The sequence below is a fragment of the Pseudomonas oryzicola genome (genome assembly GCF_014269185.2).
In the GTDB taxonomy this organism is placed as follows: Bacteria; Pseudomonadota; Gammaproteobacteria; order Pseudomonadales; family Pseudomonadaceae; genus Aquipseudomonas; species Aquipseudomonas oryzicola.
Genome location: NZ_JABWRZ020000001.1, coordinates 794570 through 808142 on the forward strand (window position 1 = coordinate 794570; position 13573 = coordinate 808142).

Genomic DNA, 13573 nt, shown 5'->3' on the forward strand with positions numbered 1-13573 from the left:
CTGGCTTTAGTGATGGCTTTTTGAGATTGTTGTGGGCCGGTTACACCGACAGCCTGACAAGACGAATTGCTGAACAAATGGCCAGGAAAAACTTCGTTATCATGGGCCAACCATAAAACCCCGCGGGTTTTCGTCAGTCCCAGTTATTGAATGCCCCCGCTGCGCCTGTTTCTGTGCCATACCGCAAGGAGAGTCACGCAATGACGCGTCCCGCCAGAATCCTCGCCTGGACCTTCACCAGCCTGCTGACCCTGCTGGCGATCCTGGTGGTGGTCATCGCCACCTTCGACTGGAACCGCGTCAAGCCTCTGCTCAACGAGAAGGTTTCCGAAGCCCTGCAGCGGCCCTTTGCGATCAATGGCAACCTTGCCGTGGAATGGCGCACCGAAGCGGAAGAGGGCGGTTGGCGCGCCTGGGTACCCTGGCCGCACTTCATTGCCGAGGACCTGAGCCTGGGCAACCCGGCGTGGCTCGACGAGCAGAAGATGGTCGGCCTGGAGCGCGTGACGTTCCGCCTGGCGCCGCTACCGCTGCTGTTCCGGCAGATCAGCATCCCGCGCATCGACCTGACCGGGCCCACTGCCAGCCTGACCCGTCTGGCTGATGGGCGTGCCAACTGGACCTTCGACTTCGGCCCCAAGGATGAGAACGCCGAACCTTCGAAATGGCAGCTGGACATCGGTGCGATCGGCTTCGACCAGGGTAATGTCAGTTTCGATGACCAAACCCTGAAAACCAGCATGAAGGTGCAGATCGACCCGCTGGGCAAGCCGATACCGTTCAGTGACATCGTCGGCAAGGCCAGGGCCGAGAAGACCGGTGCTGCGCAGGATTACGCCTTCGGCCTCAAGGTGCAGGGCCGCTATAAAGGCCAGCCGGTGGCCGGGTCCGGCAAGATTGGCGGCCTGCTGGCCCTGCAGGACGCCAGCCAACCGTTCCCGCTGCAGGCTGATGTGCGTATCGCCGACACCCATGTGGTGCTCGCTGGTACCCTGACCGATCCGCGCAACCTGGGTGCCCTCGACCTGCGCCTGCGCCTGTCCGGGGCCAGCCTGGGCAACCTCTACCCGTTGACCGGTGTGACCCTGCCGGACACCCCGGCCTATTCCACCGATGGCCACCTCAGCGCCAACCTGCAAGCGCCGCAAGGGGCGATCTTCAACTACCAGGGCTTCAACGGCCAGATCGGTAACAGCGACATTCATGGTGACCTGGCCTTCGTTGCCAGCCAGCCACGGCCCAAGCTGTCGGGCAACCTGGTGTCCAACCAGTTGCTGTTCAAGGACCTGGCGCCACTGATCGGCGCCGACTCCAATGCCGAGCAGAAAGCCCGTGGCGGCGCCAGCAAGCAGCCGCAAGGCAAGGTTCTGCCGGTGGAGGAGTTCCGCACCGAGCGCTGGCGAGCAATGGATGCCGATGTTACTTTTGCCGGAAAGCGCATCGTGCACAGCGCGCAGTTGCCCTTCAACGACCTGTCGGCCCACGTGATCCTGGCAGATGGCCTGCTACGCCTGGAGCCCCTGCGTTTTGGCGTGGCCGGTGGCAACCTGGTGTCGCAGGTCCGCCTGGATGGCCGCAACGTGCCGTTGCAGGGGCGTGCCCGGCTGACCGCGCGGGGGTTCAAGCTCAAACAGCTGTTCCCCGGTTTCGCGCCGATGCAGACCAGCTTCGGCGAGTTGAATGGCGATGCCGACATCACAGGCCGGGGCAATTCGGTAGCTGCGTTGCTGGCTACGGCCAATGGCGACCTGCGCATGCTGGTCAACGATGGCGCCATCAGCCGTAGCCTGATGGAGATTGCCGGGTTGAACGTGGGCAACTACGTGGTCGGCAAGCTGTTCGGCGATGAAGACGTGAAGATCAATTGCGCAGCAGCCGATCTGGGCATCAAGGATGGGTTGGCGACCACGCGCCTGTTCATCTTCGATACCGAGAACGCAATCATCTACATCAACGGCACGGCCAATTTCGCCAGCGAGCAGCTGGACCTGAAAATCACCCCTGAATCAAAAGGGCTGCGGCTGTTCTCGCTGCGCTCGCCACTGTACGTGCGCGGGCCGTTCGCCCAGCCCCGTGCCGGTGTGCAGGCGGTGCCGCTGGCATTGCGCGGGGCGGGGATGGTGGCGCTGGGCGTGGTGGCCGGGCCGGCGGCGGGCTTGCTGGCGCTGATTGCGCCCAGCAGCGGGGATGACCCGAACCAATGCACACCGTTGCTGCAGCAGATGAAGGCGGGCACTGCGCCAGCTGCAGTGAAAGGCAAGCAATGAGGGGGGCTGCAAGGCAGCCCCTTGCAATTACAGCCCCTGCAGCAGATCGGACATGTCGTCCGCGTGTTCTTCTTCCTGGGCCAGGATGTCTTCGAAGATCCGCCGCGTGGTCGGGTCCTTGTCACCAATGTACTGGATGATCTCACGGTAGCTGTCGATGGCGATGCGCTCTGCCACCAGGTCCTCCAGCACCATCTCTTTCAGCGTGGCGCCTGCCACGTACTGGGCGTGCGAGTTCTTGCTGAGGTTATCCGGGTTGAAGTCCGGCTCGCCGCCCAACTGCACGATACGTTCGGCGATCCTGTCGGCGTGTTCGGCTTCCTGGTTGGCGTGCTCCAGGAATTCTTCGGCCGCTATGCTGGCCTTCACGCCCGAAGCCATGAAGTAGTGACGCTTGTAGCGCAGGGTACACACCAGCTCGGTCGCCAGGGCTTCATTGAGCAGGCGGATGATGCGCTCACGGTCGGCGTGGTAGCCCTCGGTCACGGCGCCGTTCTCGACGTGCTGGCGGGCACGCTGGCGCAGGGTTTGCACATCGGTCAGTTCAATCGCAGTCATGTTCATCTCCGAAAGCATCAGGGTGGTCATGGCGTGTCCTGTGGGTGTCATGCGCCGTGGGCGGCGTCGCTGTCTTCCTGGCGTTGCTTGCAGGTCTTGAAGCCTTTGGCATCGACATGACCGGTGGCGTCGAAGCGCACGTAGTAGGGCTGCTGGTGGCCGTCGCGGTTGAGGATGTAGTCATTGCAGGTACCGCCGTGAGGCAGGTCCGTCACGTTGGACGGGCTACCGCCGATAGCGATGACCTTCTGCATGGTCATGCCGTTTTCCACCTGTTTGACCAGCGGTTCGTCGCGGTAGGTGACGTAATCCACGGGGTTTTCCGGGCGGCTGCCACAGGCGCCGAGGGTGGCGCTGGCCAGGAGGATTGCCAGGGTCTGTTTGTACATGGTCCCGCTCCTTGCAAAGGGTCTGTTGGGTTTGGAACCGCAGCGGGCGCCCAGAGTTCGATTGCGCTGCTGAATAGGGCCGCTGTAGTGTTGGCCGGTCGTCCACGGAAAGGGGCTGGCTATGCAACAGGAATTGGCCACGCGATACCCGTTGGTGCTGGTACCGGGCATGCTGGGGTTCGTGCGGGTGGTCCTCTACCCCTACTGGTTCGGTATTGTGCCGGCTCTGCGCAAGGGCGGGGCGCAGGTGTTCCCGGTGCAGGTTTCGCCACTGCATTGCAGTGAGGTGCGCGGTGAGCAGCTGCTGGCGATCATCGAAGACATCTGCCAGCGCAGCAATGCCGAAAAGGTCAACCTCATTGGCCACAGCCAAGGTGCCCTGGACGCCCGCTATGCGGCTGCCAGGCGGCCCGAGCGGGTGGCGTCGGTCACCTCGGTGGCCGGGCCCAACCATGGTTCTGAACTGGCCGACTACCTGGAACGCAGGGCGCCTGGCGATTCGCCCCAGGGGCGCATACTCAAGGCCTTGCTGCACGGTGTTGCCGTGCTGCTGGTATGGCTGGAAACCGGTTGGCGTCGCGACCCGTTGCCGGTGGATGTGCACGCCTCGCACCAGGCCCTGACCAGCAGCGGTGTGGCACGCTTCAACCAGGCGTATCCACAGGGGCTGCCAGATACCTGGGGCGGGGAAGGCGCCTATCAGGTCGATGGCGTGCGCTATTTCTCCTGGTCCGGTACCTTGCAGCCCGGCCTGACCGACCGGGGGCGCAACCGTTTCGATGGCAGCAACTACTTCTGCCGCCTGTTCGCGCGCAGTTTCGTCAAGGAAAAGGGCCAGTGCGATGGCATGGTCGGGCGCTTCAGCTCGCACCTGGGGCAAGTGATTGGCGACGATTATCCGCTCGATCACCTCGACATCGTCAACCAGTCACTTGGTGCCATCGGCACGGGCGCCGAACCGGTGCGGCTGTTCACCGAGCATGCTGCCCGGCTCAAGGCCGCGGGCCTCTAGCGACGGATCGGCGTGGTCCAGCGCTCGGCCAGCAGCACCCCCGAACATTATCGCCGCCAGGTGCGGGCAAGGCCTTGAGGATTCTTGGCTACACTCAGCTCGATCCCCGCGCATCGGGTGCGGAGCCAAGGAGACCACTTCATGAAAGTGCTGCATATTCCTTTATTGGTAATGGCGGTGTTGTTCAGCGCCCAAGGCTTCGCTGCCACTACCGCGCAGCAGGAAAAGATGAAAACCTGCAACGCCGACGCCACCGCCAAGGCCTTGAAGGGCGATGAGCGCAAAGCCTTCATGAGCACCTGCCTGAAAAAGGAGGTGCCACAAACCCAGCAGGAGAAAATGAAGACGTGCAATGCTGACGCCACCAGCAAAGCCCTCAAGGGTGATGAGCGCAAGGCGTTCATGAGTGACTGTCTGAAGAAGAAATGACCTGCGCCTATGCCTGCACGCGTAAGGCTGGCAGACTGCGGGTCTTTCCCGTTGTCTGCCGTTGAGGCTGTATGACCTTCACCCCCCGCCAGGTCACCCTGGCCAGCTGGATTATCGTATTTGCCGGCCTGTTGCTGGCGTTGCCCCTGAAATTGCTGCCAAGCCTGCTGGCCGGCCTGCTGGTGTTCGAGCTTGTCAACATGCTCACCCCGCGGCTGCAGCCGCTGATTGCCGGGCAACGTGCCCGTTGGTTGGCTGTCGCGCTGCTTGGCACACTGGTGGTCATTACCCTGACCCTGCTGATCGCCGGTGCCTTCAGCTTCCTGCTGCACGAGGCAGAAAACCCCGGTGCCTCGCTGGACAAGTTCATGGCCCTGGTGGAGCGTGCCCGCGGGCAACTGCCGCCGTTCATCGAAGGCTACCTGCCGGCCAGTGCGGCGGAGTTCAAGGTGGCCATCGGTGACTGGATCAAGAGCCACCTGAGCGACCTGCAACTGGTGGGCAAGGGCATGGCACACATGTTCGTCACCTTGCTGATAGGCATGATCCTTGGTGCCATCGTTGCCTTGCAGCGCATCCCCGACATTTCCCGGCGCAAACCCCTGGCGGCGGCGCTGTTCGAACGCCTGAGCCTGCTGGTGCAGGCGTTTCGCAACATCGTCTTCGCGCAAATCAAGATCTCGCTGCTCAATACTACCTTCACCGGCATCTTCCTGGCGGTGGTGCTGCCGATGTTCGACGTGCACCTGCCGCTGACCAAGACGCTGATTGTGCTGACCTTCCTGCTCGGCCTGCTGCCGGTGATCGGCAACCTGATGTCGAACACCTTGATCACCATCGTCGGCCTGTCGCTGTCGATCTGGGTGGCGGCGGCGGCGCTGGGTTACCTGATCGTCATCCACAAGGTCGAGTACTTCCTCAACGCACGGATCGTGGGCGGGCAGATCAGCGCCAAGTCATGGGAGCTGCTGCTGGCGATGCTGGTGTTCGAGGCGGCGTTCGGGCTGCCTGGGGTGGTGGCGGGGCCGATCTACTATGCCTACCTGAAAAGTGAGCTGAAGCGGGCCGAACTGGTCTGATTCTTCAATAGCCTGTACCGGCCCCTTCGCGGGCTTGCCCGCTCCCACAGGGACCGCACAGTACCCAAGACCTGTGCAATACCTGTGGGAGCGGGCAAGCCCGCGAAGGGGCCGGCACAGGCTGAAGAGCCTGGCTCAGGCCACGCCGTAACGTTTGCGTGCCTCGATGGCCAGCCCGCTGCCAATGCTGCCAAAGATGTTGCCTTCCACATGCCGCGCATTCGGCAGCATCGCCGCCACGCTGTTGCGCAGCGCCGGGATCCCGCTGGAACCGCCGGTGAAGAACACCGTGTCGACCTGGGTCTCGCTGACACCCGCCTTGGCCAGCAGTTCGCTCACGCTGCCACGCACGCGCTCCAGCAACCCTTCGATAGCCGCCTCGAACAACGTACGGGACAGGTCCACGCCCAGCTCGCGCTCGATGCGGCCGAGGTCGACGCGCCGGCTCTGTTGCTCGGTCAGCTCGATCTTGCTGGCCTCCACTTCCATCGCCAGCCAGTGCCCGGCACGCTCTTCGATCAGCTTGAACAGGCGGTCGATGCCCAGTGTGTCCTCGATGTCGTAGCGCATGCTGCCCAAGGCCAGCTGCGACTTCTGCGAGTACAGGGCGTTGATGGTGTGCCAGGTGGCCAGGTTGAGGTGGTAGCTGGTGGGCATCAGCGCGCCGCTCTTCATGCGGCTGCCGTAGCCGAACAGCGGCATCACGCCTTGCAGGCTCAGTTGCTTGTCGAAGTCGGTACCGCCGATGTGCACGCCGCCGGTGGCCAGGATGTCGCTCTGGCGCTCGGCGACCAGGTGGCGCTCGGGTGACAGGCGGATCAGGGTGAAGTCCGAGGTACCACCGCCGATATCGACGATCAGCACCAGCTCTTCGCGGCTGATGCCCGACTCGTAGTCGAAGGCTGCGGCAATCGGCTCGTACTGGAACGACACGTCCTTGAAGCCGATCTTGCGCGCCACTTCGGCCAGGGTGTCCTCGGCTTCCTGGTCAGCGGCCGGGTCTTCGTCGACGAAGAACACCGGGCGGCCCAGCACCACCTGTTCGAATTCGCGGCCGGCAGTGGCCTCGGCGCGCTTCTTCAATTCGCCAATGAACATGCCCAGCAGGTCCTTGAATGGCAGGGCGCTGCCCAACACGCTAGTGTCGTGCTTGATCAGCTTGGAGCCCAGCAGGCTTTTCAGCGAGCGCATCAGCCGCCCTTCGTAGCCTTCCAGGTATTCGTGCAGCGCCAGGCGGCCATACACTGGGCGACGCTCCTCGATGTTGAAGAACACCACAGAGGGCAAGGTGATCTTGCCGTCTTCCAGGGCAATCAGCGACTCGACACCCGGACGGTGCCAGCCAACCGTAGAGTTGGAGGTGCCAAAGTCGATGCCCAGGGCGCGGGCCGGAGATACGTCAGACATGGGGAATGAACTTCCGGAGGCAAAACGGCCGCGCAGTGTATGCCAGTTGGCTACAGAATCAAGACCGGTCGTCTGCCCTGGAGCAAACCCAAAGCGGTCTTGAAAGGCTATGCTTGAGCCCTATCTTCAATGGCAACACGCACATTCACATTGGTGATCCATAGATGGACTTCAAAGACTATTACAAGATACTTGGCGTAGAGCCGACGGCGGACGAGAAGGCGATCAAGGCCGCGTACCGCAAGCTGGCGCGCAAGTATCACCCCGATGTCAGCAAGGAGCGCGACGCCGAGGAAAAATTCAAGGAGGCCAACGAGGCCTACGAAGTGCTGGGCGACGCGCAGAAACGTGCCGAGTTCGACGAAATCCGCAAATACGGCGGCCAGCATGGCCGGCCGTTCCAGGCGCCGCCGGGCTGGGAAAGCCGTGGCGGTGGCGGCTTCGAGGGCGGTGATTTTTCCGACTTCTTCAGTTCGATATTCGGTGCCCGGGGTGGCAACCCCTTTGGTGGCGCCCGGCAACAGCAACGCAGTGCCGGCAGGCGAGGGCAGGACGTGGAGCTTGAACTGGCGGTATTCCTTGAAGAGACCCTGAACAAGGAGTCCAAGCAGATCAGCTTCCAGGTGCCGCAGACCAATGCGATGGGCCAGCGCACCGGCTTCACCACCAAGACCCTGAACGTGAAGATCCCGGCCGGGGTGACTGATGGCGAGCGTATCCGCCTCAAGGGCCAGGGCGCGCCGGGCAGTGCTGGCGGGGCCAATGGCGACCTGTTCCTGACCATTCGCATGGCACCGCACCCGCTGTTCGATGTCGAAGGTCATGACTTGATCATTACCGTACCACTGGCACCGTGGGAGGCAGCACTGGGCGCCAAGGTGGCCGTGCCGACCCTGGACGGCAAGATCAACCTCACCATCCGCCCCGACAGCCAGAGCGGCCAGCGCCTGCGCGTACCGGGCAAGGGCCTGGCCAACAAGAGTGGCGAGCGTGGCAACCTTTACGCGCAACTGAAAGTGGTCATGCCGCCAGCATCCGACGAGTCTGCCCGCGAACTGTGGACCAAGCTTTCCGAGAAGGCTGCGTTCAACCCGAGGACACAATGGAGTAAGTGATCATGAGCAGCACCCTGATCGTTCAACTGGACATGCGTACCTTGTGTCAGGAGGCCGACCTCACGGCTGACTGCGTGATCGAAATCGTCGAGCACGGCATTGTCGAACCCTCCGGGCGAACGCCGGAGGACTGGTTGTTCGACGATCAGGCACCGTTGCTGGCCAAACGCGCGGCGAAGCTGCATCAGGAGCTGGAACTGGAGTGGGAAGGGGTGGCGCTGGCGCTGGAGCTGTTGCAGGAAGTGCGGCAGTTGCGCAGTGAGAACAGCATGCTGAGGCAGCGGTTGGGCAGGTTTATCCAGATGTGAGGTTTGCAGGCCCGGCCTCTTCGCGGGTGAACCCGCTCCCACAGGGAGCGCACGATTCCTGAGATGTGTGCAGTATCTGTGGGAGCGGGTTTACCCGCGAAGAGGCTAGTACAGGCAAAATCGAATTCAGCTTGGTTCTGCCCCCGGGTTCAGCACCAGCTGCATGAAGGTCAAGTCCAGCCACCGGCCAAACTTCACCCCCACCTGCGGCATCTGCCCGGTCACCACGAAGCCCAGCCGCTCGTGCAGGCGCACCGACGCTGCATTGCCGCTCTCGATGGCCGCCACCATCACATGCTTGCCACACGCGCGCGCACGCTCGACCAGCGCTGCCATCAGCACCGGCCCCAGCCCCTTGCCACGCTGGTCGCCGCGGATATACACCGAATGCTCAACGGTAAGGCGAAAGCCCTCGAACGGCCGCCAGTCGCCAAACGACGCATAGCCCAGCACACCGCTCTCATCCACCGCCACCAGGATCGGGTAGCCCTGCTGCGCACGTGCGGCAAACCAGGCCAGGCGGTTGGCCAGGTCCACCGGGTTTTCGTTCCAGATCGCCGTGGTGTTGCGCACCGCGTCGTTGTAGATGTCGAGGATGCCTGGCACGTCGGTAGGCAGGGCGTCGCGGATTTCATGACTCATGACAGCGTCTCGCAGGGGCGTTGCTTGCAGATTAAATGGTTACCAGCCCACGCACACCCTCGGCTTGCATGTTTTCGCCACGGCCCCGCTGGATGATCTCGCCACGGGCCATCACCAGGTACTGGTCGGCCAGCTCCTCAGCGAAGTCGTAGAACTGTTCCACCAGCAGGATGGCCATGTCACCGCGCTCTGCCAAGCGACGGATGACAGCGCCAATTTCTTTGATGACCGAAGGCTGGATGCCCTCGGTGGGCTCGTCGAGGATCAGCAGGCGCGGGCGGCTGGCCAGGGCACGGCCGATGGCCAGCTGTTGCTGCTGGCCGCCGGACAGGTCACCGCCCCGGCGTTGTTTCATCTGTTCCAGCACGGGGAACAGTTCGTAGATGAAGGATGGCACTGCGCGCGCTTCACGCGCGGGAAAGCGCGACAGGCCCATCAGCAGGTTCTCCTCGACAGTGAGGCGCGGGAAGATCTCGCGGCCCTGGGGTACGTAGGCGATGCCGGCATGGACCCGTTGCTGGGGCTTGAGGCTGGTGATCGGCTTGCCTTCCCATTCGATGCTGCCGTCGCGGGCGGGTACCAGCCCCATCAGGCAGCGCAGCAGGGTGGTCTTGCCCACGCCGTTGCGGCCCAGCAGGCAGGTGACTTCGCCAACCTTGGCTTCGAAGGACAGGCCCCGGAGGATGTGGCTGCCGCCGTAATACTGGTGCAGGGTGTCGATCTTGAGCATGTGTGTATTCCTGAAATTGTTGCTGTGCCTGTGCCGGCCCTTTCGCGGGCTTGCCCGCTCCCACAGGTACTACACAGGGCTCGAAAACTGTGGGTTTCCTGTGGGAGCGGGCAAGCCCGCGAAGAGGCCGGTACAGGCTTCAAAAATTCAAATGCCGGTCACCGGCCCAAGTAGACCTCGACCACCCGCTCATCCGCCTGCACCTGCTCCAGCGACCCTTCCGCCAGCACGCTGCCCTGGTGCAGCACGGTCACATGGTCGGCAATGCTGCCGACAAAGCCCATGTCGTGCTCCACCACCATCAGTGAGTGCTTGCCGGCCAGGCCCTTGAACAGCTCGGCGGTGAACTCGGTCTCGGCATCGGTCATGCCGGCTACCGGCTCGTCCAGCAACAGCAGTTGCGGCTCCTGCACCAGCAGCATGCCGATCTCCAGGAACTGCTTCTGCCCATGCGACAGCAGGCCCGCCTGGCGCTGAGCCAGGGGCAGCAGGCGCAGGGTGGTCAGCACCTCCTCGATACGCTGGCGTTGTTCAGCACCGAGCCGCGCCGTCAGACTGGCCCACACCGACTTGTCGGTCTTCAGCGCCAGTTCCAGGTTGTCGAACACCGTCAATGCCTCGAACACCGTTGGCTTCTGGAACTTGCGGCCGATGCCTGCCTGGGCGATCTGGTATTCGCTCAGGCGGGTCAGGTCGAGGGTGTCGCCAAACCAGGCGTTGCCGCTGTCAGGGCGGGTCTTGCCGGTGATCACATCCATCATCGTGGTCTTGCCGGCACCGTTGGGGCCGATGATGCAGCGCAGTTCGCCCACGCCGATGTACAGGTTCAGCGCGTTGAGTGCCTTGAAACCATCGAAGCTGACGCTGATGTCCTCAAGGCTCAGCACCGTGCCGTGGCGGGTATCCAGGCCGGCCTTGCGGCGGTTGCCAAGGCCGATGGCCTCGCGACCGGCGCCAAGGTTGTCGAAAACCGGCTCGAGCATGAATTCGGGGTGTACCGGCGGCACGCCTCTCATGGTTGGCTCCTTTTCTTCAGCAGGCCCACCACGCCCTTGGGCAGGTACAGGGTGACCAGGATGAACAGCGCGCCGAGGAAGAACAGCCAGTACTCCGGGAAGGCCACGGTGAACCAGCTTTTCATGCCATTGACCAGGCCGGCGCCGAGCAGCGGGCCGAGCAGCGTGCCGCGCCCGCCAAGGGCCACCCAGACGGCGGCTTCGATGGAGTTGGTCGGCGACATTTCGCCAGGGTTGATGATGCCCACCTGTGGCACGTACAGCGCACCGGCCAGGCCGCACAGTACGGCACTCAGTACCCACACCAGCAGCTTGAAACCGCGAGGGTCGTAGCCGCAGAACATCAGGCGGTTCTCGGCATCGCGCACGGCGGTGAGCAAGCGGCCGAACTTGCTGCGGGTCAGGCCCCGGCACAGGTACAGGCTGGCCAGCAGCAGGGCGACGGTGCACAGGAACAGCACGGCACGGGTACCTTGGGCGGCGATGTCGAAACCGAGGATGGTGCGAAAGCTGGTGAAACCGTTGTTGCCGCCAAAGCCGGTCTCGTTGCGGAAGAACAGCAGCATGCCGGCAAAGGTCAGGGCCTGGGTCATGATCGAGAAATACACACCCTTGATCCGTGAGCGGAAGGCGAACCAGCCGAATACCAGCGCCAGCAGCCCGGGCGCCAGCACCACCAGGCACAAGGCCCAGGCGAAATGCTGGGTGCCGGCCCAGTACCAGGGCAGTTCGCTCCACGAAAGAAAAGTCATGAACCCTGGCAGGCCGTCACCGGCGGCCTGGCGCATCAGGTACATGCCCATGGCGTAGCCACCGAGGGCGAAGAACAAGCCGTGGCCCAGCGACAGCAGCCCGGCATAGCCCCAGACCAGGTCCAGCGCCAGGGCCACGATGGCGTAGCAGAGGATCTTGCCGACCAGGGTCAGGGTGTACGCCGACACTTGCAGGGCATGCTCCGCCGGTAGCAGCGACAGCAGCGGCAGGGCCACCAGCAGCAGGACGACGATGGCGCCGATGGCCAGCGACAGGCGCGGCCCGACCTTTTGCGTGGCAGTGACAAGCAGTGGCTGGTTCATCAGTCGATTACCCGTCCCTTGAGGGCGAACAGGCCTTGCGGGCGCTTCTGGATGAACAGAATGATCAACGCAAGGATGAGAATCTTGCCCAGTACCGCACCGATCTGCGGCTCCAGCAGTTTGTTGGCGATGCCAAGGCCGAATGCTGCCCACAGGCTGCCGGCCAGCTGGCCGACACCGCCGAGCACCACCACCAGGAACGAGTCGATTATGTAGCTCTGGCCCAGGTCCGGGCCGACGTTGCCGACCTGGCTCAGGGCCACACCGCCCAGCCCGGCGATGCCTGAGCCGAGGCCGAAGGCGAGCATGTCGACGCGCCCGGTGGACACCCCGCAGCAGGCCGCCATGTTGCGGTTCTGGGTGACCGCACGGACGTTCAGGCCCAGCCGTGTGCGGTTGAGCAGCAACCAGGTGAGCAGCACCACGGCCAGGGCGAAGCCGATGATCACCAGGCGGTTGTACGGCAGCACCAGGTTGGGCAGCAACTGGATGCCACCGGACAGCCAGGCCGGGTTGCTGACTTCGACGTTCTGCGCGCCGAACAGCAGGCGGATGGCCTGGATCAGGATCAGGCTGATGCCCCAGGTCGCCAGCAGGGTTTCCAGTGGGCGGCCATACAGGTGGCGGATTATCGTGCGCTCCAGCGCCATGCCGACGCCGGCGCTGACGGTGAAGGCCACCGGCAGGGCGAGCAGCGGGTAGAACTCGATGGCGCCGGGGGCGTAGCGCTGCAGCAGTACCTGGACCATGTAGGTGCTGTAGGCACCGAGCATCAGCATTTCGCCGTGGGCCATGTTGATCACGCCGAGCAGGCCGAAGGTGATCGCCAGGCCCAAGGCCGCCAGCAGCAGGATCGAACCCAGCGACAGGCCGCTGAAGGCCTGGCCGAGCAGTTCGCCGACCAATAGTTTGCGCTGCACCTGGGCCAGGCTGGTTTCAACGGCGGTGCGCACGCCCGGGTCGGTTTCCGCGCCCGGTTGCAACAGTGCCTCAAGACGGGTGCGGGCCAGCGGGTCACCGGTTTCGCCGAGCAGGCGCACGGCAGCCAGGCGTACGGCCGGTTCGCTGGCGCCCAGTTGCAGGTTGGCCAGGGCCAGGCCGAGGGCGGCGTGCACGGCGGCATCCGGTTCGCTGGCGAAGCGCCGGTCGAGGAAGGCCATTTGCGCAGGTTGTGCGCTCTTCTGCAGTTGCTGGGCGGCGGCCAGGCGCGTGGCGCTGTCGTCGCTGAGCAACTGGTGGCTGGCCAGGGCGTTGTCGATCAGGCCGCGCAGACGGTTGTTCAGGCGGACCTTGCGGTTGTCATCGATGGCGATGCGGCCGTGGCGCAAGTTGTCCAGCAGCGGCAGGCGTGCGGCATCCGGTTGCGCCGCCCAACCTTCGAGCAGGCGGGCTTGTTCGGCGGGCTTGGCGCTGAGGAAGAATTCGCCCTCGCTGGCCTGGATGGCCAGGGGTAATAGCAGGAGCAGGGTGAGCAGCAGTCTGAGCATGCGGGCAATCCTGAAGATTGGCGGTGGATTCATCGCGGTTAAATCCGCTCCTACACGG

The 13573-nt window shown here is 63.7% G+C and carries 14 protein-coding genes; 6 read left to right on the forward strand and 8 right to left on the reverse strand.

From position 1 onward, the window contains the following. Window positions 1–200: 200 nt before the first annotated feature. Entirely contained in the window at window positions 201–2267 is a 2067-nt protein-coding gene (locus tag HU760_RS03560; RefSeq protein ID WP_186672604.1) for an AsmA family protein, read from the forward strand. Between the two features lie 27 nt (window positions 2268–2294). On the opposite strand, the gene HU760_RS03565 is transcribed toward HU760_RS03560, so the two are convergent. Together HU760_RS03565 and osmE are read right to left on the reverse strand one after the other, a co-directional pair. Continuing rightward, on the reverse strand, window positions 2295–2825 hold the full coding sequence (locus HU760_RS03565) for a ferritin-like domain-containing protein (RefSeq protein ID WP_186672982.1): 531 nt from the start codon (window positions 2823–2825) through the stop codon (window positions 2295–2297). A gap of 47 nt (window positions 2826–2872) precedes the next feature. Further along, on the reverse strand, window positions 2873–3214 hold the full coding sequence (gene osmE / locus HU760_RS03570) for an osmotically-inducible lipoprotein OsmE (RefSeq protein WP_186672606.1): 342 nt from the start codon (window positions 3212–3214) through the stop codon (window positions 2873–2875). 121 nt (window positions 3215–3335) lie between these two features. Here osmE and HU760_RS03575 point away from each other — a divergent pair, with 121 nt between their 5' ends. The 3 genes from HU760_RS03575 to HU760_RS03585 all read left to right on the forward strand — a co-directional run bounded on the left by HU760_RS03575 (window position 3336) and on the right by HU760_RS03585 (window position 5734). Beyond that, the gene (locus tag HU760_RS03575; RefSeq protein WP_186672608.1) at window positions 3336–4226 is read left to right on the forward strand and encodes an esterase/lipase family protein; all 891 of its coding nucleotides are present in this window, start codon (window positions 3336–3338) and stop codon (window positions 4224–4226) included. Window positions 4227–4367: 141 nt separating this feature from the next. Further along, on the forward strand, window positions 4368–4655 hold the full coding sequence (locus HU760_RS03580) for a PsiF family protein (RefSeq protein WP_186672610.1): 288 nt from the start codon (window positions 4368–4370) through the stop codon (window positions 4653–4655). Between the two features lie 71 nt (window positions 4656–4726). Then, window positions 4727–5734, forward strand: a complete 1008-nt coding sequence (locus HU760_RS03585; protein ID WP_186672612.1) for an AI-2E family transporter — start codon at window positions 4727–4729, stop codon at window positions 5732–5734. A gap of 135 nt (window positions 5735–5869) precedes the next feature. Here HU760_RS03585 and HU760_RS03590 read toward each other — a convergent pair whose 3' ends face one another. Further along, a complete protein-coding gene (locus HU760_RS03590; protein WP_186672614.1) occupies window positions 5870–7141 on the reverse strand; it encodes an Hsp70 family protein in 1272 nt (423 codons plus the stop codon). Between the two features lie 164 nt (window positions 7142–7305). On the opposite strand from HU760_RS03590, the gene cbpA reads away from it, so the two are divergent. Next, window positions 7306–8256 (forward strand): curved DNA-binding protein, encoded by a 951-nt coding sequence (gene cbpA / locus HU760_RS03595; RefSeq protein ID WP_186672616.1) that lies wholly within the window; start codon window positions 7306–7308, stop codon window positions 8254–8256. 2 nt (window positions 8257–8258) lie between these two features. After that, window positions 8259–8564, forward strand: coding sequence for a chaperone modulator CbpM (locus HU760_RS03600; protein WP_186672618.1), 306 nt, complete (start codon window positions 8259–8261; stop codon window positions 8562–8564). 126 nt (window positions 8565–8690) lie between these two features. Here the strand turns inward: HU760_RS03600 and HU760_RS03605 are convergent, their stop codons facing one another. The 5 genes from HU760_RS03605 to urtB all read right to left on the reverse strand — a co-directional run bounded on the left by HU760_RS03605 (window position 8691) and on the right by urtB (window position 13548). Beyond that, complete coding sequence (locus tag HU760_RS03605) at window positions 8691–9206, reverse strand: GNAT family N-acetyltransferase (protein WP_047595857.1); 516 nt, start codon at window positions 9204–9206, stop codon at window positions 8691–8693. A gap of 31 nt (window positions 9207–9237) precedes the next feature. Beyond that, entirely contained in the window at window positions 9238–9936 is a 699-nt protein-coding gene (urtE, locus tag HU760_RS03610; RefSeq protein ID WP_186672620.1) for an urea ABC transporter ATP-binding subunit UrtE, read from the reverse strand. A 158-nt stretch (window positions 9937–10094) separates the two neighbouring features. Next, window positions 10095–10952, reverse strand: coding sequence for an urea ABC transporter ATP-binding protein UrtD (gene urtD, locus HU760_RS03615; protein ID WP_186672621.1), 858 nt, complete (start codon window positions 10950–10952; stop codon window positions 10095–10097). Next, on the reverse strand, window positions 10949–12028 hold the full coding sequence (gene urtC / locus HU760_RS03620) for an urea ABC transporter permease subunit UrtC (protein ID WP_186672624.1): 1080 nt from the start codon (window positions 12026–12028) through the stop codon (window positions 10949–10951). The genes urtD and urtC overlap by 4 nt, the downstream gene beginning before the upstream one ends. Then, a complete protein-coding gene (urtB, locus tag HU760_RS03625) occupies window positions 12028–13548 on the reverse strand; it encodes an urea ABC transporter permease subunit UrtB (protein WP_437179772.1) in 1521 nt (506 codons plus the stop codon). The genes urtC and urtB overlap by 1 nt, the downstream gene beginning before the upstream one ends. Window positions 13549–13573 lie beyond the last annotated feature (25 nt).

Excerpts from the sequence above, each read along its gene's own strand:
- HU760_RS03560 (WP_186672604.1), top strand. The coding sequence starts at position 201 with ATGACGCGTCCCGCCAGAATCCTCGCCTGGACCTTCACCAGCCTGCTG.
- HU760_RS03565 (WP_186672982.1), bottom strand. The coding sequence starts at position 2,825 with ATGACTGCGATTGAACTGACCGATGTGCAAACCCTGCGCCAGCGTGCC.
- osmE (WP_186672606.1), bottom strand. The coding sequence starts at position 3,214 with ATGTACAAACAGACCCTGGCAATCCTCCTGGCCAGCGCCACCCTCGGC.
- HU760_RS03575 (WP_186672608.1), top strand. The coding sequence starts at position 3,336 with ATGCAACAGGAATTGGCCACGCGATACCCGTTGGTGCTGGTACCGGGC.
- HU760_RS03580 (WP_186672610.1), top strand. The coding sequence starts at position 4,368 with ATGAAAGTGCTGCATATTCCTTTATTGGTAATGGCGGTGTTGTTCAGC.
- HU760_RS03585 (WP_186672612.1), top strand. The coding sequence starts at position 4,727 with ATGACCTTCACCCCCCGCCAGGTCACCCTGGCCAGCTGGATTATCGTA.
- HU760_RS03590 (WP_186672614.1), bottom strand. The coding sequence starts at position 7,141 with ATGTCTGACGTATCTCCGGCCCGCGCCCTGGGCATCGACTTTGGCACC.
- cbpA (WP_186672616.1), top strand. The coding sequence starts at position 7,306 with ATGGACTTCAAAGACTATTACAAGATACTTGGCGTAGAGCCGACGGCG.
- HU760_RS03600 (WP_186672618.1), top strand. The coding sequence starts at position 8,259 with ATGAGCAGCACCCTGATCGTTCAACTGGACATGCGTACCTTGTGTCAG.
- HU760_RS03605 (WP_047595857.1), bottom strand. The coding sequence starts at position 9,206 with ATGAGTCATGAAATCCGCGACGCCCTGCCTACCGACGTGCCAGGCATC.
- urtE (WP_186672620.1), bottom strand. The coding sequence starts at position 9,936 with ATGCTCAAGATCGACACCCTGCACCAGTATTACGGCGGCAGCCACATC.
- urtD (WP_186672621.1), bottom strand. The coding sequence starts at position 10,952 with ATGAGAGGCGTGCCGCCGGTACACCCCGAATTCATGCTCGAGCCGGTT.
- urtC (WP_186672624.1), bottom strand. The coding sequence starts at position 12,028 with ATGAACCAGCCACTGCTTGTCACTGCCACGCAAAAGGTCGGGCCGCGC.
- urtB (WP_437179772.1), bottom strand. The coding sequence starts at position 13,548 with ATGAATCCACCGCCAATCTTCAGGATTGCCCGCATGCTCAGACTGCTG.